Origin of the sequence: Falsibacillus pallidus (assembly GCF_050990905.1) — a bacterium.
In the GTDB taxonomy this organism is placed as follows: Bacteria; Bacillota; Bacilli; order Bacillales; family DSM-25281; genus Falsibacillus; species Falsibacillus pallidus_A.
The window spans coordinates 3,361,537-3,379,351 of the sequence record NZ_CP158866.1 but is presented as its reverse complement, the minus strand read 5'-3'; the positions used below and the strand labels follow the sequence as shown (position 1 = coordinate 3,379,351).

Genomic DNA, 17,815 nt, shown 5'->3' with positions numbered 1-17,815 from the left:
TTCGGCAATTATCGACAAATGCATCAAAGGAGCACAAAAAAAATGAAAAAAAACAGAGTAAATCAACCGGCACATCCTGTGTACCAAAAGGTTTTAGAATATATCCAGGTGATTATCGGATCCGCGATTGTCGCGATCGCCTTCAATGTATTTTTGCTGCCGAATGAAGTCGCATCCGGCGGAGTGAGCGGGATCAGTACGATTTTACATGGACTATTAGGGTGGGAACCTGCCTATGTCCAATGGGCATTAAATATCCCACTTTTCATTGCAGGACTTATATTTCTCGGCCTTCAATTTGGTTATAAAACATTAGTAGGCACTATTTTCCTTCCATTGGTCGTTTATTTCACGAAAGAATGGGAGCCTTGGACGCTTAATCCTTTATTGGGCGCTCTATTTGGCGGCATCGGTGTGGGGCTTGGCCTCGGCATTGTTTTTAGAGGTAAAGCATCTACAGGCGGCACTGACTTGGCAGCACAAATCATTACGAAATTCACCGGTTTTTCTCTAGGGAAATCCGTGGCTATCATCGATGGAATGATTGTTTTATCCGCAGCCATCGTCTTTGATATTGAAAAAGGTCTTTATGCTTTGATCGGCTTATTCGTGACAAGCAAAACGATTGACCTTGTACAGGTTGGATTCGGCCGTTCGAAAATGGCATTGATTATCACGGACCACAAAGAAGAAGTCCGCGAAGGGATCTTGAATAAAATTGACCGTGGAGTGACAAAACTATCAGCATATGGCGGTTATACGGACAGCGAAAAGCCGGTCCTCATGTGCGTCGTGGATCAGACAGAATTCACAAAACTGAAACAATTGGTCAGAAGCATTGACCCTGCTGCATTTATCATTGTGACAGATGCATCTGAAGTTGTAGGGGAAGGTTTTAGAGAAGCGTAATCCTGGTATACTATATGGAGAAGAAATTTTTTCCTAGGGGGAAAGATATGAAGAAACTGATGGCAATTCTGTTGGGGGCGGCGCTTATCTTTGGACTTGCAGCCTGTGGAACAAGTAACGAGTCTAAAAATAACGGCGGCGAATCTACGGAAACAGCAAGCTCCGGAGATCCGGCAGCGAAGATTTTTCAACAAAAATGCTCCACATGCCATGGCGGCAACCTGGAGGGCGGATTCGGTCCAAGCCTTAAGAAGATCGGCGGCGAACTTAGCCAGGACCAAATTTTGAAAACCATCCAAAACGGAAAAGGACAGATGCCTCCCAACGTTATCAAAGGCGACGATGCCAAAATGGTAGCGGAGTGGCTGTCTAAGAAAAAATAATATGTGAAAAGCTTTCTCTTCATAAATGGGGAGAAGGCTTTTTTTATTCTTTTGTGCATTAAATCAAAAATCGCTCCTTCTACCTCTTGCGCAAGGAACAATCAACCTTTATAGGATGAATTATCCATTTTTGTTTCGGCGCTTGAAATGAAACTGTAATAAAAATTACCCTTAACATGACATGCTAGGATGTTATAATGAGTTTGTGTCAAATTTTCGATAGCATTCAACAAGGATTTTTGCTCGATGCTGTCGAAATCTAATAGTCTGCTGAATTTTTGCACGTGAGATTAACAGACTATTGAAAAAAGTGAGCATGATCCGATAAGACTATTTACTTCACGGACCAAACACATAATTAGAATAATAGGTGATTAATAATGATTGATATGAAGGATGTCCATAAAAAGTATCCGAATGGCATCACAGCTGCCAATGGGATAAACGTCCATATCAAACAAGGCGAGTTTGTTTATGTGGTCGGGCCGAGTGGGGCTGGAAAATCCACTTTCATTAAAATGATGTACCGCGAGGAAAGGCCGACAAAAGGCGACATCGTGGTAAGCGGCGTCAACCTTGCAAAATTAAAAAATAGCCGGGTTCCTTATTTAAGAAGGAACATCGGAGTTGTCTTCCAGGACTTTAAGCTTCTTCCAACATTGACCGTTTATGAAAACATCGCATATGCCCTAGAGGTAATTGAAGAACAGCCTAAATACATAAAGAAACGCGTCATGGAAGTACTGGATCTGGTTGGACTTAAGCATAAAGCACGCATGCTGCCGAACGAATTATCGGGAGGAGAGCAGCAGCGGATTTCCATCGCACGCTCAATCGTCAACACACCGAAAGTGGTGATTGCGGATGAGCCAACAGGGAATCTTGACCCGGAAACTTCATGGGATATCATGAATCTCTTTGAAGAAATCAACAGCAGAGGGACAACAGTGGTTATGGCAACGCACAACCGTGAGATTGTTAATACGATTAAACATCGCGTCATTGCAATTGAAAACGGTAAGATTGTCCGTGATGAACAGCGGGGGGATTACGGATATGAAGATTAGAACATTAGGAAGGCACTTCCGCGAAAGTTTAAAAAGCTTAAGCCGGAACGGATGGATGACGTTTGCATCTGTCAGTGCCGTAACCGTTACACTTTTACTAGTCGGTGTATTCTTCGTCATTATGATGAACATGAATAAAGTGGCTACAGACATTGAAAAAGATGTAGAGATTCGTGTCCACGTAGATTTGACTGCGAAAGAAAAAGACAAAGATCTTTTGAAGCGCCAGATTGACAACATTCCTCAAGTACAGAGCATCAAGTATTCTTCTAAACAGGAAGAATTGAAGAACCTGATTAAGGATATGGGAAGCGACTTTAAATTATTCGAACAGGATAATCCGTTGTATGACGTGTTTATCGTAAAAACGAAGAATCCGACAGATACGAAAATTGCAGCAAATAAAATCGAGCGGTTCAAAAACGTAGCCAAAGTGGAATACGGCGCAGGTAAAGTGGACAAGCTCTTTAAATTCTTGAAATACAGCCGAAATGTAGGTCTTGTACTGATCATTGGACTCCTGTTCACAGCGATGTTCTTGATCTCCAATACAATTAAGATTACTATTTTCGCCAGAAGAACTGAGATTGAGATCATGAAGCTCGTCGGTGCGACAAACTGGTTCATCCGCTGGCCATTCCTGTTAGAAGGATTCTGGCTTGGGATTCTTGGATCAGTATTCCCGATCATCATTGTGATCACAGGCTATAAATATGCATACGATTACATCTCTCCAAAGCTGACGTCTCATTTCATCAAAGTCCTCGACTTTGCACCATTCGTATATGAAGTGAGCGGCATCCTGATCTTAATGGGCGCCATCATCGGTGGATGGGGAAGCATGATGAGCATCAGACGCTTCCTGAAAGTATAGATTTACAGGGAAATCAAGTTTCGGTTTTACTAGTTCCCTATTAGTTATGACGTAAAACATAGATAGAAAGTTTCATAGAAAGAGAGAAAAGAGAAAGCGTAAGGACGGAAAGGGGAAAAGACGTGAGAAGACGCAACATACTTTCATTCACTTTAGCTACAACTCTTGGGGTTACAAGTTTATTCGCTGCCAATGGGATGGCAACTGCATCAACTTTATCAAATCTTCAAAAACAGCAGCAGGAAAACCATAACAAACAAAATAATGTTAAATCCAATATCAATACGAAGAGCAACGCGATTGATAAAGTAAAAGGCGATCAGCAGGATGTAAAAGCTGAAATTGCTAAACTTGATCAGGCTATTGCTGAAACCGATCAAAAAATCAAAGATAAGCAAACTGAAATTGCCAATACTCAGGCAGAAATCGAAAAGCTTAAGGGCGAAATCGAGGAGCTTAAGAAGCGCATTGCGGAACGTAATGAATTGTTGAAGCAGCGTGCACGTGCTATCCAGACGCAAGGCGGTTCCGTAAACTATCTTGACGTTCTTTTAGGTGCTGAAAGCTTCAGTGACTTTATCGACCGTGCTTCTGCAGTGACAACTCTTGTCAATGCGGACAAGCAGATCATTGAAGAGCAAAAAAGAGATAAAGCGGATTTAGAAGAAAAGCAAGCTTCTGTCGAAAAGAAATTGGCTGATCTTCAATCGATGCTTCAAGACCTTAACAATATGAAATCTAAATTTAATTCTCAAAAGGTACAAAGAAATGAATTGTTAAAAGAGCTTCATAAACAGCAGCAGCACCTTGAGGCTGAAAAATTGAATCTTGAAGAAGAACAAGAATTGTTAAAGAGCCAGGATGCAGCTTTCGCTCAAGCCATTAAAATGGAAAAAGGCCGCTTAGCTGAACTAGAACGCCAGCGCAAAGCAGCGGCAGCAGAGCGTGCAAGACAAGCGGCAGCAGCGGCAGCACGTGCCTCCAGTGGCGGAAGCAGCGACGGTGGAAGTGAAAGTCTACCAGCTATTACTTCCGGCGACTTTATGCGCCCTGCAGATGGATATGTTTCCTCTGAATTCGGCGGACGCTGGGGAGAATTCCACTACGGTGTGGATATTGCCAGAGGCGGAAATGTACCGATCGTAGCAGCAGCTGACGGTGTCGTCATCCGTTCTTACCTTTCTTCCAGCTATGGAAACTGTATCTTTGTAGCGCATTCCATCAACGGAAAGCAATACACAACGGTATACGCACACATGTCCACTCGCTTGATTGGTACTGGTGCGACAGTTGCTAAAGGCCAAAAAATCGGCTACATGGGAAGCACAGGCGAATCCACTGGCCAGCATTTGCACTTCGAACTTCACGAAGGACCATGGACAGCTGACAAGCGCAACGCCGTGAACCCACGCAGATACATCAACTTCTAATAATGACTGATAAAACACCACTTATCGCCGATAAGTGGTGTTTTTTTTATAGTTTAAAAGTGCCTGTCACGCCCCGAAATATGTCGACTTTGAATCGACAAAAACCGGGGCGTGACAGGCACCTCTTTTTTATTTTTTCATTGACTAACCGTTCATTCAATAATAAAATGAAGTTGTAAAATTAGTTAAATGCTGGAAGGTAGTGCTTTTTCTTTTTAAGTAAGCAGAGAAAATCATTTAAAGAAAATTTTTATGGAGGATTGAAATTAAAATGCCGCGGACACCAGAAGAGAATGATCGAATTCGCCAACTTTCAAAACAGAATATTCGTGCAGCGGCTATGGAGCTATTCGTTAAACAGGGGTATTACGCAACTCCGATTAGCCAAGTAGCAAAGCAAGCGGGCATTTCGAAAGGGCTGCTTTACAACTACTACAAAGGAAAGGAGGAGCTCTTGGCTGAAATGGTGGAAGCCAGAATCAAGGAAGTGGTGGATGTAATGGAAGGAGCAGAAGCTTTCGATAAACCAAGTGAACAGCTGAAATACATCATTGAAGGTGCAATAAATACTATTCATCAGAATCCTGAAGTTCATCGCTTTTATCTTCACCTTCAAACTCAGCCAGAAGCAGATGAAGAATTGATTAAATACAGTAAACTACTCATTCAAGAAAATGCCCGGATGTTTGAGGTGCAATGTAGAATATTTGAAAGAATGGGAGTAGAAGAACCACGGAGTCGATCGCTATATTTTTCATCTGTGCTTCAAGGCGTCATGTTGATGATCTCTACTTATCCTAAGAATGTGCCTATTGAAGAAATGAAAAAGCAGGTCATCAAGCAATTTTGTACAGATTTATAGTCAGCCATGGGACTAAAATAACTCGGGGTTCGCAACACGAATCCCTCTAGGAGATGAAGCGATGGAAGCACGTGTAAAGCAAATTGAGCTGAATGGTCACACTTTTGAATATCGGGAAAGCGGAAATCCGTCTGGAAAACCTCTCGTAGCACTTCATGCACTGGGAAAAACGGCAGAGTCCTGGGATGGGGTGGCAGCTGCATTAGGAAAGGACTATCGGGTATTAGCTTTAAATCAGCGCGGGCATGCCGGGAGTGCGAGAACGGAAACTTACAGCTTTGAATTGATGTGTGAGGATTTGCTTCACTTTGCAGATGCATTGAATTTAGAAAAATTTATACTCCTAGGCCATTCAATGGGAGGAACCGTATCCTATCTTTTTTCGGAGAGGTTTCCTGCAAGAATCGATAGGTTGATTGTTGAAGACACACCGCCTCCTTTTCCCGATACGCCGATTGAGATTCCTGCTAAACCTCCTGGACCACTTCCATTTGATTGGCCGGTATTGACTTCGATCCTGAGACAACTTAATGAACCTGACCCAGAGTGGTGGACTCGTCTTAAGGACATTAGCCAGCCGACCCTTATCATTGGAGGCGGGGCCAGTCATATCCCCCAGAATAAACTGAAAGAAGTGGCTGAACTGATACCGGATTGTGAGATGGTGACGATTGAGAATGCCGGGCACTTTGTGCATGAGGAAAATTTGCCCGCGTTCTTAGATGCTCTGCAGATGTTTCTTCATTCTTAGGTTTTCAAATGTCTTTGATGCTGCGATAGTCAAAATTCTTCTGATTTTAAATTTAGAATAAAATGAATGAGGGATGGACGATGCCATTTTTTGGAACGAAGGATCGTTTGCAGCTGTTTTATCAAGATTGGGGAAAAGGAAAGCCGGTAGTTTTTGTCTCTGGCTGGGCATTGAGTTCTAGAATGTGGGATTATCAGAGACTATTTCTGGCGGACCAAGGTTTAAGGTGTATAGCGTATGACAGACGAGGGCATGGACGTTCAGATGAACCGGGGGACGGATACGATTTCAATACGCTGGCAGACGATCTTGCGGATCTGATGGAATTCCTCGATCTTCGGGATGCCACGCTTGTCTGCCATTCCATGGGCGGCGGAGAAGTGATTCGATATTTGACACGTCATGGGAGCGAACGAGTGGAGCGGGCAGTATTTGTCGCTGCCATTGTACCTTTCTTAATGAAAGCAGCGGATAATCCGAACGGGATAGCCAAGAGTGATGCAGAAGCGGTGCGGGAGACGTGGAAGCGCGACTTTCCAAATTGGCTTCTTAAGAATGAGCCGCCCTATTTTAACCGTGCTGACACTAGTCCAATGGGGGAATGGACTCGATGGGATATGATGGGGACATCGTTAAAAGCAGTGATAGAGTGCAACAAAATTATTATTGAAACGGATTTTCGAGAGGAGATGAAATCGGTCAAAGTCCCTGTTCTCATTATCCATGGTGATAAAGATCGATCAATCCCGGTAGAGATCTCCGGTAAAAAGTCAGCAATGTTATTGCCGGACAGTCGATTTGTTTTATATAAAGATGCCCCGCACGGATTATATATTACACATTCAGACAGGCTGAATATGGATCTATTAGCATTCATTAAAGAATCCTGACGCGGAGACTTACACTCATTCTTTTAGAAATGGGTGTATTTTTTATATACATAAATCTACCGCCACACAGGAAAAATTAGTAAAGTAGATATTTTTAGTTTCCTGAAACGAGGTTCTGGTGTGAAAGAACAAATTTTAACAATGCCGCATTTGATCCAAATCATAACAGCCATTGCGGGTGGTACTGCTGCACGATTATTTGTACTAAGGGAAGACTTCCGGCAATATCCCACATACCCTAATGGCTACTTAAGCCATGCTGTGATGGGATTTGTGGCAGCGACACTTGGCGCGGTGCTGGTGCCTGCCCTCATGACCAATAACTTGACGAGCGTTACATTCCTGACTCTAGCCATCACGCAGTTTCAAAATGTGAGAAAAATCGAGCAGACAAGCCTTCAGTTATTGGAGGAAACAGAGTATACAAAACGTGGAAATGCCTATATTGATGGAATATCGAAGACATTTGAAGCAAGGAATTATATTGCCCTTATTGTTTCTCTGGTCATTGCCGCAACCATGGAAATCATGGATGATAATGCGTCGCTGATTCGAATTCCAGCTGGATTGGCAGCCGGTGGGATCGTCTATATTTGGATGAAGAACTTCTCTAAAGGAAAAGTGATTTCAGATATCGCGTCAGTTGAAGCTGGAGAGATTTCAATCAAGAACGATGAATTGTTCGTCGATGATATTTTTGTTTCCAACCGCATCGGCATTGAAAGAGGTCAGGAGATGATTTTGGAAGAGGGGCTGGCAGTGGTGCTCACTCCTAAATCCGATCATTTCCGGATTTCCCTGGATAATTACGGACAGCGCCAAGCGATTCTGTTTGAAATAACCCGTTCGCTTGGCATCAAGCGATATCACTACACCCGTAAGGATTATATTGACGGGAGGATTGTGTTTGTCGTTGTTCCGATTCTCCAGAACATCAACAGGATGATCACATCTGTGGAAAATACGCCGCTGCTTGAAAGCATCCAGAAGAATCATAAATTTTTGAAGGACAGGAGCGAGGATTATGAGTGACTTGAAAATTTATGCGTTCATTGGATTACCAAAGCATACCGAAGAAGTGATTTATCCTGGAGATGCGGTGCTGCTGCGGGCGAAGGATGAAGAAGAGCAGCAGGTGCTTATGAGGGATGTTGCGCTTGCTGTAAGAGGGGATGTCGTCAAGCTCAGTAACGGGCTGATTATGATTGTTACGGCGGATAGGTAGGAAGCGGAAGCAAATGCACTTGAACATAAGAAGGAAATGGCAACTTGCTTGAGTTTAAGCGGCAAAGTTGCTTTTTTATTGGATATTTAAATCTGAATTTTCTATAAAAATAACGAAACCTTAAAGAAATTAACTGCTTATAGATATAAAATAGAAATATGGGACATTTTTCCTTTGAGCGGCGTCTATAAAGCAAGTCAAGATTTGAGGGTGATTCTACATTGTATGGGGAAGAGACATTTGATAATAAGGAAGACTTCATAAGAAGTTTGATGGATACATTCGGTGAAGAAATTAAACGGTTGATTTTTAGTTATCTGAGAGAATGGCAGCAAACAGAAGATTTAACTCAGGAAGTATTCATTTCTGTGTATTTAAAAATCGATACATTTAAGGGAGATTCAAATATAAAAACTTGGGTTTATAAGATTGCTGTTAATAAAGCCAAGGACTATTTGAGATCTTGGCATTTCAAAAAGACAATCGTCTCAAATAATTTGTTTCCTATAAAACAATCTAATTGCTTAGAAGAAGAAATTTTGATGAAAGAAAGAAGCAATGATATTTCCAAGGAAGTATTTAAGCTGCCCATTAAATATAGAGAAATGATTATGCTTTACTACTATAAGGATTTTAGTATAAATGAAATCGCTGCGATAACTAGTATTAATTCTTCAACTATAAGAACAAGGCTGGCAAGAGGAAGAAAGATTCTGGAGAGAAAGTTAGGAGGGATTTTTGATGAAGAATAAAAAATTTAAAAACTTCATTGATGATTCAATCAGTCCCAACCCAATCTTTACGCAAAAAGACCAAGAAAAAATAATAAAACAAATCCGCAATTTAAATGATGAGAAGACTCCTAAAACACTATTCCCTAGAGCTTTAAGTACAGTAGTTGTTTCAATGATCTGTCTTTTTCTAGTCGGTCTTGGAATTTACGAAAGCGGAATTAACAACAGATTTAATTCAGACAATCATACAAATAATACAGGTCAGGTTGGATCTCAAAAGAAAAAGGAATTCTCCCTGCCAAGCCAATCGGTCATTAATCATAAAGTTGAAGAAATTAAATCCAATTTTTCTATTGGAATGACGAAAGAAAAAGCACTTAAGAATTTCGGCAATCATTATCAGACGGTATATGTACAGAATCCAGAGGGATCAGAATTAGAGACATGGCAATTTCAGCTATATAACAACTCGAATGCGCCTAAAATGGAATTACCACCCGGAGACATAGATATTGATAGGTTGAAAAATCTAAATCTCGGGATAGATTTCACGATAATTTGGGATAGTTCAACAGCCCATATGGCGACATTAACCTATGTCAATAAAGAAACCAAGGTGGTTACTGTCCTAACATTTAAAGCAAATGGGGCAACTGAAATTAAAGAGTATTAGAATTCTAATCCGCTTGAGCTATATCTAAAGGGAGTTGGGAGAATGAAATTTAAAATAAACTTTCTATTTTTATTAATATTATTAGGTGGAGTTTTAAGCGGTTGTTCCTCAACTGAAATACAATTCAATAACAAAGAACAACGCAGCGATATTGATTATGAAATATATTTCCAAGGTTTTTTAATCGAAAAAACTCCGTCTCCATTAAAAATTTTCATTTTTACTTCACAAGAAGATTGGGAGAAGTTTTCTAAAAAATATGTTGAACAAGGGCAGCGTGTTGCTTCCATGGATCGCTCGATCGAGTGGAATAAAGAAGATTTAATTTATTTCGCACGAGGTGGCGCTAAGGATGGATATGTAGGTACATCTGGTTCTTTTAAAGGTTATCAAATTAAAAATAATAGAATTGATGTTAAATTTGAAAATCCACCTCAACATAACCAAATTTTAGCTGTGAATAATTCGAATGATGATAATGTATCCATGACTTATCAAATATGGACATTAGTAAAAAAAAGTTCAATCTCTAAGGATTTAGTTTCTCTTTATCAATATAGTGTGCAGTAAATTCTCTCACTAGAAGGAAATTTGTTGATTTGTAATATGTAACGAGGTGATTGTTATTGAATGAGGGATTGCAACAGAACGGGGACCTTAATGGCTATGTCACACAATTGCTTGAAGATTACGGAGAAGAAATAAAAAGAATGCTCTATAGCTACGTTAAAGATTGGCAGTTAACTGAAGATCTGACACAAGAGGTATTCATTACAGCGTTTCTTAAAATGGATACTTTTGAAGGGAAATCAAATGTCAAGACATGGTTGTACAAGATTGCAATTAACAAAGCGAAGGATTATCTACGTTCTTGGTCATATAGAAAATCGGTGATTACAAATCAGTTTTCTCAACAGAGTTCTAAAAATAACACTGCTGAGGCAGAAATTCTTTTAAGAGAAAATGAGAAGGAAATCATTTCAGAGGTATTTAAGCTACCCATAAAATATCGAGAAATCATCCTATTATACTATTATAAAGAATTTAGCATAAATGAAATTTCCACTATTACTAACTTAAATTCATCCACAGTCCGAACGCGGTTGTCTCGAGGAAGGAAACTATTAGAACAAAAGTTAGGAGGCTTTTTAAATGGATAAAAATAGATTTAAAAAGTCTGTTGATATATACATTAGCTCGAACCCAGTCTTGAATAAGGAAGAAAAAGAAACAATCAAACAAAAGTTAAATCAACTTTCAATGGAAATGGATGAGAAGGGTGTAAAACGTAAAATCAGGAATCCACTTCAATCTAAATTAAGATTACTATTAATTCCTATCCTAATTTTTTTTGCACTAGGCATTGTTTTTTTAGAAACTAAGTCATTGATGGATGAGAGCGCTTCAAAAAACAATCATAATTCCATTGTGAAATCACAAAGCGGAGACAAAAACATATCAATTGTCAAAAAATCTTACTATCATCTATTAGACCTGAAAATGATCAATGGCCAAGTAGGGTGGGCAGTGAATGATCAAGGGGGAATAATTCGAACAACTGATGCATGGAAAAATTATAAAGATGTTTCACCCTCTAACTTCCCAATTGAAAATGCTCAAAATAAATATGTATTTATAAATGAGCATGAAGCTAGAGTATTCGTTTGGTTAAATCAAGTTGGAAAGTTTAAAGCTTACTCCACAAAAGATGGAGGAGAAACATGGGGGGATTTAAACGTCGAAAATATTAAAGGCTGGGGCTTTCAGGATGTTCAATTTAATGATGAGAATCATGGACTGATATACACGTCTCAAAATAATGAGGCTGCCGGCATTCTCCCATATAAACTTTATCGGACAAAAGATGGAGGACAAAGCTGGAAGGAATGTGGGCTGCAAGGTTTATCTAACTCGACTTCCAAATGGGTCTCCATTTCCGATGAACAAACTATTTGGAGTCTCGGACAAAATGTAAAAAAAGGAACGGACTATTTTGATCCAAGTACTACAATGCTTTATAAATCAACGAATAATGGAGAGTCCTGGAATCCGGTGAATCTTTTAAAAACGGAAAAAGATACTGAAATCGATTACCTTAGACCTCAATTTTTTGGGAAAGAAGGAATAATGACAGCGATTCAAGTTCCCAAATCAGTACAAGGAGATTCTGCCAAATTGACAATTTTCCATTTTTATAAAAATGCTAAATGGGTCAAAGTACGTGATATGGAGATTCCATTCAAGAGATATAGTGAAGAGATATTTCCCCTCTTTCAAAAGGAGAATATCAATGTTTTCTTTTCAGATATAAACCATGGTTGGCTTGCTTCGAATAATCACATTTACCGGACAGAAGATGGAGGCAAGACTTGGACTGAATTAAAAGATAATGGAAAATTCCCTACACTCAACTTCCAATTTGTTTCTACATCGAGTGGTTTTGGATTTACGGATCTAAGCTTGTTTAAAACGTTAGATGGTGGAGCAAGCTGGGAGGCAATCAGTTTTTCTTCAAAGAAAAATAAATAAGTTGAGCAAGGAGTTTTGGATATGAATTTTAGAATAATAGGGGTCTTGGGATTATTATTCTTCTTACTAAGCGGGTGCAGTGATGAAGTTTTCCAAGAAGCAAAAGTGGATTCTAGCCATGAAAAGCAGGAGAAAATCGTGTTCCATGATCCTTCCTTTGAAAAAGAAATTAGATCACTTCTAGGGGAAAAAGAAGGTGATTTAAGTGAAACGGATTTACAAACCATTGAAGAATTCGAGGGAAATGCAAAAATTAAGAGCTACAAGGACTTGAAATACCTTAAAAACCTTAATAAGTTGGTGCTGCCCCCAGGATCAAAAGATATTGAAGCCATAGAGAGGCTGAATCATTTAGAAGAACTTCATATGAGTCCAAATAAAGAGAATCTCAAAATATTGACGTCAAGTTTAACTGAGTTGAAAAATCTACACAATCTTTGGCTCAACAATTCAAATTTAGGCAGTTATGATTTCTTAAATCAGCCTTCTGATCTTGAAGAAATCCATATAAGCGGGGATTCTTTAACTGAACTACCTGCTTGGCCGAAAATGAAAAATTTAAAGAAGTTGTTTATGGATAGCAACAAGATAAACAATATACAAAATTTAAAGCTATATCCTCAATTGTCCAATTTAAGCTTGGAGTTCAATCAAATAAAAGATATATCGCCTATTGCTGAACTTCATAACTTGGAATATATTGATTTTGCCAATAATAACATTGGAGATATTTCTTCTATAGAGCAATTAGGAAAACTGAAGGGTGCTTATTTGCAAAACAACAAGAACAAAGATTTGTCTCCTTTAAAAAATAAAGCACATCTGACAGACCTACAGTTAGTTTCCAATCAAATATCAGATATAGCACCAATTAGCACTTTGCCAGTAATTCAGAGACTATATATATTTAATAATCCACTATCGGATTTATCGCTGAAGCTGTTGAAAAAGTGGAAGGAAGGTAATAAAGAGATTTTTTATGAAAATGAGCACGCATAACCTTCAGTTAATCATCAAATCCTTGAATAGAGGAATTGTTCCAGAGGATGTAAAAGGATATTCTTAGGCGTAAAAGTATGGCTGGTTAGGTAAATAAATTCTTGTGTTTAGATAATACTATACAGGGTATTTGTAAAATGGACTGGAAGTTAAGACTAACTTAAAATTTTAACAAAGGAGTGAGCAGTATGTCATTTGGCTACACAGTTGAAACTTCGAAAGGAATGGAAGGTGCTGTACAGGCACTTGAACAGTCTCTTAAAGAAGAGAAATTCGGAGTTCTTTGGGACTTTGATCTAGCGGGAAAACTTCGGGAAAAGGGCAAGGATTTTCCGACTGGATACAGGGTGTTGGAGGTATGCAACCCGGATGAAGCAGAAAGGGTATTGGGTAAAGACAAACAAGTGGGATACTTCCTTCCTTGTAAAATCGTTGTCTACGAAGAAGATGGCAAAACAAAAATCGGGATGCCGAACCCAACCACGCTGATTGAGCTCGCCAATGATCCTGAGTTGAATGAAATTGCCGCTGACGTAGAAAACAGACTGAAAAAAAGCATTGATAACGCGAAATAAGTAATTAATATAGACTTAATTACTTTGAAAATACACAAATCAATATCTTAACCATAAGAAAAGAGCACAAATTTGTGCTCTTTTTAGCATTTAAAATTGATATGGAAAGTCTTTTGGGGGAAGTAAGGCTGGATTTCCTTTTAAATCAACTAACTTATCCTTTGGTTGATAATAAACGATCATTCCACCAATAAAATCGTCTTGATCGTTTGAAGTCACTTGCCCGCCGTATATGATTACCCTCTTCTTTTTCAGTTCCATATTGGACAAATCATTTTTTATAACAATTTGATAATTTTTGCCGTTATCATAGGGGCTAACAACTCCATCTGATTCGCTTTGAAATGTTTTCTCAACAAGCAAATCCACCACTTCTTTTCCCTCTTTATTCATTGAAATGTTTTCAACAATTCCTTGTAAATAGTAAAGCCTATGTCCTAATTGAACCCATTTCCCATCAGTTCTAAGAGGAGGTTTCGAATTAGTCTCATTATGGGACTCAGACACTGATTTTTCTTTGCTGTCAGTAGGAGTTGTTGAGGTAGTTTTCTTTTGTATAACTTTGTTATTTTCCTTAACAGGTGTTGTTCCTTTGTTGCATCCAACTAAGGTAATAAACATCACAATAGATAAGATAAATAATTTCTTCATGTTCACCCTCCCTTAGAAATTAATTACTAATCCTATAGATTTATTATACAGAAGTATTGGGTTTAATTAACAAATATGTATTAAATTTAAAAGTGCCTGTCACGCCCCGGTTTTTGTCGATTAGGAATCGACACCGTTCGGGGCGTGACAGGCACTATAATGTCGCTTTAGCATACATCTGGAGGAAGGTATCACCAGTGTAATTTATGTTTGAATACTGCTCTGCGAGGAAATAAGTAACTAGTTGTTATTTTCGTTTAGATTTCAAAGGAGGATGTTCATGAGTCTGCAGAGCAGTTTGAATCATAAGCTTGGTTCCAGGTATCACAATATACGATCATTTACTGAAAAAATCACGGCACCGCTGGAAACAGAGGACTATGTCGTTCAAGCAGGACCGGATGTCCGACCGCCAAAATGGCATTTGCTGCATACGACGTGGTTCTATGAAAAGAATATTCTAATGGAATATGTTCCACGCTATAGTCCGTATAATGAACATTTTCATTCTCTTTTCACGCATGAGGGTGACCATTCGGGTCATCTAGGGGGCGCCCTTTCCCGTCCTACGGTAAAAGAAGTCATTTCCTATCGCCATCATGTCGATGATCAGATGATGAAGCTGATTGAGAAACTCAATCCGGATGAACACCGGGATATCAATCGATTGATTGAAATGGGCTTGCAGAATGAACAGAAGCATCAAGAACAGCTGCTGGCTGATATCAAATATCTTTTTTCAATGAATCCTTTGGCTCCGTCCTATATGAAGGAGCCGGAAGACTTTTCTGAATCCATCCCATTTCAGGAGCCTTCGATGATTGAAATGGAAGGTGGACTCGTGGAATTCGGTTTTGCGGGTGAAGGGGATGCACACGAATATGAGGGAGTGCGCCAGAAAGTCTGGCTGAATCCTTATGTCCTTTCTTCCCACCCAGTCCTGAACGCTGAATATTTGCAGTTCATTGAGGATGGTGGATATGAGCGTCCTGAGCTTTGGCTTGCCGACGGCTGGGAGCTTGTGCAGCGAGAGGGCTGGAAGGCTCCGCTTTATTGGAGAGGCAATGGAGGCGATTGGCAGCTTTATACGATGAGCGGCGAGCGGAAGCTGGAAAAGTATGAGCCGGTCTGCCATATCAGCTATTTTGAAGCGGATGCCTATGCGCGCTGGAAAGGAATGCGCCTTCCGACAGAAGCGGAATGGGAAAATGCATTTGAATTAGTGCAACGAGAGGGGAATTTCGCAGAAAAAGAACTGTATCATCCATCATGGAAGGATGTATCCATGCAAGGTCCTTTCAATAAGGCATTCGGAGATGTGTGGGAGTGGACTACAAGCCTTTATTCCCCGCGTCCAAAGTCAACACATGAAGCGGGGCTTTCTCTGCAGGAGCAGCCTTTCAGCAGATCCAATCAGTTTGTTCTTAAAGGTGGTTCCTGTTCGACCCCATCTTCCTTAATCCGACCGAGCTCAAGACTTGTTTCAGAGCCGTCAAAGCGCGTGCAGTTCAGCGGCTTCCGTCTGGCAAAAGATTTGTAGGAAGACGACATGCCTTGTCAGTCTTATTAATACAGCAATAATTAAAATCCCCTTCCAGCAACTGAGGAAGGGGATTTTCTGCGTAAACGACATAAAGGTGCCTGTCACGCCCCGAAAAATGTCGACTGCGAATCGACAAAAACCGGGGCGTGACAGGCACCTAAATGTGCGTAAACGCCATGAAAGTACCGCATTTGGGAAATATTTCTGGCAGTGGACTTGCTATTTTTATTTATTTTTAATGTTTTTTTAATATGATGGTATTTATCATATTGTATGATAGTTTTGTAAGATTTTTTGGCAAAAAGTGAACCTTTTTTGGTTTTCATTCGTCTGTTATTTGTATGGGATTTACCACCAGTGAAAATATGATAAGATATAGATAAGACGATTTGGTTAAAATAAACAATTCCTGTTTAGGATTTATGGCAGGAATAAGGAGTTGTAGAAATGAAAAAGGTCTTATTTCTACCATTATTTCAAATGCAATCAGGACATCACCAAGTTTCTGAAACCATGATGAATTTATTGAAGAAACGGAATCCTTCCGCTGAATATAAAAAAATAGAATTTTTCACATATATCAATGAATCACTTGGCGAGACGGTTACAAAAGGATATTTGACGTGGATCAATGATTTTCCAAAAGCCTACGAGTGGATCTATAAAAAAGCCGGCTACTCCGAAGAAAAAAAGGATAAGCCTAAACGCACTTTGGAATTCTTTTTTCTCCGTAAAATGGAGCAGCTGCTTGAAGAAGAAAAGCCAGACTTAGTTGTATGTACGCAGGCATTCTCTTCGTATCTTGTCAGCAGGCTGAAGATGTATGGCCGTACGCAGGTTGCCGCCATTAATGTGTATACGGATTTCTTCGTAAACCATTTCTGGGGGAAAGAAGGAATTGACTTGCACTTTGTCCCGACGGCCGATGTGAAAGACTATCTGGTCCGGGAACACCGCCTGTCACCGAAACAAATCCAAGTGACGGGAATCCCGATTCACAGCGAATTTAAAAGAGGACAGGCAAATGTGAAGAATGATCAAAAGCAAAATCAAGTCCTTATCGCAGGCGGAAGCAGCGGCCTTGGTGATATCGTGGATCTCATCCCAAAGGAGCAAATAGATCAATCGATTTCATATCTGGTCCTTTGCGGAAGCAATAAAAAGCTGTATGAGGAACTGAAGGCCATGGAACTTCCGCATGTGAAGCCGCTGTCCTACATCTCATCGAGAAAAGAAATGAATGATTTGTATGATAAAGTGGATGCGATCATAACGAAGCCTGGCGGAGTGACGATCAGTGAAGTCCTTTACAAGGAAATCCCGATTTTCGTCTACTCATCCCTGCCAGGACAGGAAACGATCAACCTGGATTACTTGAAGAAGCACGGACTTGTTACAGAGCTTTCCAAACAGTCTCCAATCGAATCACAGTTGAAAGCCGTACTGGAAAATTCCGAAGCCATCGCAGATTACAAAGAAAGTCTGCAGCTCTATCATGATTCCAAGGAGCAGGCCACCCATGCGGAGATGTACCAATCCGTCATAAAAATGATGGATGAAGTCCGCAACCGGAGCTATCGTTTCGCACCGGAGGCCAAATCCACATGGTATAAAGTGGTTGGGAAGTATATTAAAGAAAAGCTCTTATACAATTAATTTTCATATAAAAATGTAAAGTGTGGGCACAGGTGCCTGCACTTTTTTTATGTAAAACAAAGAA

Annotated in this window: 20 protein-coding genes; 19 read left to right on the top strand and 1 reads right to left on the bottom strand. The window is 39.9% G+C overall.

Features of this window, described 5'->3' with window-relative positions; translation table 11 throughout:
• Positions 1-42 precede the first annotated feature (42 nt).
• The 17 genes from ABTV07_RS17665 (at position 43) to ABTV07_RS17585 (ending at position 13,901) form a co-directional block, all read left to right on the top strand.
• Positions 43-909: a YitT family protein gene (locus tag ABTV07_RS17665; RefSeq protein ID WP_433744730.1), complete on the top strand. Its 867-nt coding sequence runs from the start codon at positions 43-45 to the stop codon at positions 907-909.
• A gap of 47 nt (positions 910-956) precedes the next feature.
• Positions 957-1,292, top strand: coding sequence for a cytochrome c551 (cccB, locus tag ABTV07_RS17660; protein ID WP_433744727.1), 336 nt, complete (start codon positions 957-959; stop codon positions 1,290-1,292).
• Between the two features lie 380 nt (positions 1,293-1,672).
• Positions 1,673-2,359: a cell division ATP-binding protein FtsE gene (gene ftsE, locus ABTV07_RS17655; protein ID WP_433744724.1), complete on the top strand. Its 687-nt coding sequence runs from the start codon at positions 1,673-1,675 to the stop codon at positions 2,357-2,359.
• Positions 2,349-3,233 carry a permease-like cell division protein FtsX gene (gene ftsX / locus ABTV07_RS17650; protein WP_433744722.1) on the top strand — a complete coding sequence of 295 codons (885 nt, stop codon included), beginning with the start codon at positions 2,349-2,351 and terminating at the stop codon, positions 3,231-3,233. The genes ftsE and ftsX overlap by 11 nt, the downstream gene beginning before the upstream one ends.
• A gap of 122 nt (positions 3,234-3,355) precedes the next feature.
• Positions 3,356-4,663: a murein hydrolase activator EnvC family protein gene (locus ABTV07_RS17645; protein ID WP_433744719.1), complete on the top strand. Its 1,308-nt coding sequence runs from the start codon at positions 3,356-3,358 to the stop codon at positions 4,661-4,663.
• Between the two features lie 271 nt (positions 4,664-4,934).
• On the top strand, positions 4,935-5,525 hold the full coding sequence (locus ABTV07_RS17640) for a TetR/AcrR family transcriptional regulator (RefSeq protein WP_433744716.1): 591 nt from the start codon (positions 4,935-4,937) through the stop codon (positions 5,523-5,525).
• Between the two features lie 61 nt (positions 5,526-5,586).
• The gene (locus ABTV07_RS17635; RefSeq protein WP_433744713.1) at positions 5,587-6,276 is read left to right on the top strand and encodes an alpha/beta fold hydrolase; all 690 of its coding nucleotides are present in this window, start codon (positions 5,587-5,589) and stop codon (positions 6,274-6,276) included.
• An 80-nt stretch (positions 6,277-6,356) separates the two neighbouring features.
• A complete protein-coding gene (locus tag ABTV07_RS17630; RefSeq protein WP_433744710.1) occupies positions 6,357-7,166 on the top strand; it encodes an alpha/beta fold hydrolase in 810 nt (269 codons plus the stop codon).
• A 120-nt stretch (positions 7,167-7,286) separates the two neighbouring features.
• Entirely contained in the window at positions 7,287-8,198 is a 912-nt protein-coding gene (locus tag ABTV07_RS17625) for a YIEGIA domain-containing protein (RefSeq protein WP_433744708.1), read from the top strand.
• Positions 8,191-8,391 (top strand): capping complex subunit for YIEGIA, encoded by a 201-nt coding sequence (locus ABTV07_RS17620; protein ID WP_433744705.1) that lies wholly within the window; start codon positions 8,191-8,193, stop codon positions 8,389-8,391. Before ABTV07_RS17625 ends, ABTV07_RS17620 begins: the two co-directional genes overlap by 8 nt.
• 221 nt (positions 8,392-8,612) lie before the next feature.
• Positions 8,613-9,143, top strand: a complete 531-nt coding sequence (locus ABTV07_RS17615; RefSeq protein ID WP_433744702.1) for a sigma-70 family RNA polymerase sigma factor — start codon at positions 8,613-8,615, stop codon at positions 9,141-9,143.
• Positions 9,133-9,798: a hypothetical protein gene (locus tag ABTV07_RS17610; RefSeq protein WP_433744700.1), complete on the top strand. Its 666-nt coding sequence runs from the start codon at positions 9,133-9,135 to the stop codon at positions 9,796-9,798. Before ABTV07_RS17615 ends, ABTV07_RS17610 begins: the two co-directional genes overlap by 11 nt.
• 42 nt (positions 9,799-9,840) lie before the next feature.
• Positions 9,841-10,368 carry a hypothetical protein gene (locus ABTV07_RS17605; RefSeq protein WP_433744697.1) on the top strand — a complete coding sequence of 176 codons (528 nt, stop codon included), beginning with the start codon at positions 9,841-9,843 and terminating at the stop codon, positions 10,366-10,368.
• Between the two features lie 56 nt (positions 10,369-10,424).
• Positions 10,425-10,958, top strand: coding sequence for a sigma-70 family RNA polymerase sigma factor (locus tag ABTV07_RS17600; protein WP_433744694.1), 534 nt, complete (start codon positions 10,425-10,427; stop codon positions 10,956-10,958).
• Positions 10,951-12,327: a WD40/YVTN/BNR-like repeat-containing protein gene (locus ABTV07_RS17595; protein ID WP_433744691.1), complete on the top strand. Its 1,377-nt coding sequence runs from the start codon at positions 10,951-10,953 to the stop codon at positions 12,325-12,327. Before ABTV07_RS17600 ends, ABTV07_RS17595 begins: the two co-directional genes overlap by 8 nt.
• 21 nt (positions 12,328-12,348) lie before the next feature.
• Entirely contained in the window at positions 12,349-13,326 is a 978-nt protein-coding gene (locus ABTV07_RS17590; protein ID WP_433744688.1) for a leucine-rich repeat domain-containing protein, read from the top strand.
• A gap of 188 nt (positions 13,327-13,514) precedes the next feature.
• Entirely contained in the window at positions 13,515-13,901 is a 387-nt protein-coding gene (locus tag ABTV07_RS17585; protein WP_433744686.1) for a DUF302 domain-containing protein, read from the top strand.
• Between the two features lie 90 nt (positions 13,902-13,991).
• On the opposite strand, the gene ABTV07_RS17580 is transcribed toward ABTV07_RS17585, so the two are convergent.
• Positions 13,992-14,552, bottom strand: coding sequence for a hypothetical protein (locus ABTV07_RS17580; protein ID WP_433744684.1), 561 nt, complete (start codon positions 14,550-14,552; stop codon positions 13,992-13,994).
• A 280-nt stretch (positions 14,553-14,832) separates the two neighbouring features.
• Between ABTV07_RS17580 and egtB the strand changes: the two genes are divergently transcribed.
• Both egtB and ABTV07_RS17570 read left to right on the top strand, forming a co-directional pair.
• The gene (gene egtB, locus ABTV07_RS17575; protein WP_433744682.1) at positions 14,833-16,092 is read left to right on the top strand and encodes an ergothioneine biosynthesis protein EgtB; all 1,260 of its coding nucleotides are present in this window, start codon (positions 14,833-14,835) and stop codon (positions 16,090-16,092) included.
• A gap of 450 nt (positions 16,093-16,542) precedes the next feature.
• Positions 16,543-17,751: an MGDG synthase family glycosyltransferase gene (locus ABTV07_RS17570; protein WP_433744681.1), complete on the top strand. Its 1,209-nt coding sequence runs from the start codon at positions 16,543-16,545 to the stop codon at positions 17,749-17,751.
• Positions 17,752-17,815 lie beyond the last annotated feature (64 nt).

What these genes read in the sequence shown, in the direction of transcription:
- ABTV07_RS17665 (WP_433744730.1), top strand. Translation starts at nt 43, where the DNA reads ATGAAAAAAAACAGAGTAAATCAACCGGCACATCCTGTGTACCAAAAG.
- cccB (WP_433744727.1), top strand. Translation starts at nt 957, where the DNA reads ATGAAGAAACTGATGGCAATTCTGTTGGGGGCGGCGCTTATCTTTGGA.
- ftsE (WP_433744724.1), top strand. Translation starts at nt 1,673, where the DNA reads ATGATTGATATGAAGGATGTCCATAAAAAGTATCCGAATGGCATCACA.
- ftsX (WP_433744722.1), top strand. Translation starts at nt 2,349, where the DNA reads ATGAAGATTAGAACATTAGGAAGGCACTTCCGCGAAAGTTTAAAAAGC.
- ABTV07_RS17640 (WP_433744716.1), top strand. Translation starts at nt 4,935, where the DNA reads ATGCCGCGGACACCAGAAGAGAATGATCGAATTCGCCAACTTTCAAAA.
- ABTV07_RS17635 (WP_433744713.1), top strand. Translation starts at nt 5,587, where the DNA reads ATGGAAGCACGTGTAAAGCAAATTGAGCTGAATGGTCACACTTTTGAA.
- ABTV07_RS17630 (WP_433744710.1), top strand. Translation starts at nt 6,357, where the DNA reads ATGCCATTTTTTGGAACGAAGGATCGTTTGCAGCTGTTTTATCAAGAT.
- ABTV07_RS17620 (WP_433744705.1), top strand. Translation starts at nt 8,191, where the DNA reads ATGAGTGACTTGAAAATTTATGCGTTCATTGGATTACCAAAGCATACC.
- ABTV07_RS17610 (WP_433744700.1), top strand. Translation starts at nt 9,133, where the DNA reads ATGAAGAATAAAAAATTTAAAAACTTCATTGATGATTCAATCAGTCCC.
- ABTV07_RS17605 (WP_433744697.1), top strand. Translation starts at nt 9,841, where the DNA reads ATGAAATTTAAAATAAACTTTCTATTTTTATTAATATTATTAGGTGGA.
- ABTV07_RS17595 (WP_433744691.1), top strand. Translation starts at nt 10,951, where the DNA reads ATGGATAAAAATAGATTTAAAAAGTCTGTTGATATATACATTAGCTCG.
- ABTV07_RS17590 (WP_433744688.1), top strand. Translation starts at nt 12,349, where the DNA reads ATGAATTTTAGAATAATAGGGGTCTTGGGATTATTATTCTTCTTACTA.
- ABTV07_RS17585 (WP_433744686.1), top strand. Translation starts at nt 13,515, where the DNA reads ATGTCATTTGGCTACACAGTTGAAACTTCGAAAGGAATGGAAGGTGCT.
- ABTV07_RS17580 (WP_433744684.1), bottom strand. Translation starts at nt 14,552, where the DNA reads ATGAAGAAATTATTTATCTTATCTATTGTGATGTTTATTACCTTAGTT.
- egtB (WP_433744682.1), top strand. Translation starts at nt 14,833, where the DNA reads ATGAGTCTGCAGAGCAGTTTGAATCATAAGCTTGGTTCCAGGTATCAC.
- ABTV07_RS17570 (WP_433744681.1), top strand. Translation starts at nt 16,543, where the DNA reads ATGAAAAAGGTCTTATTTCTACCATTATTTCAAATGCAATCAGGACAT.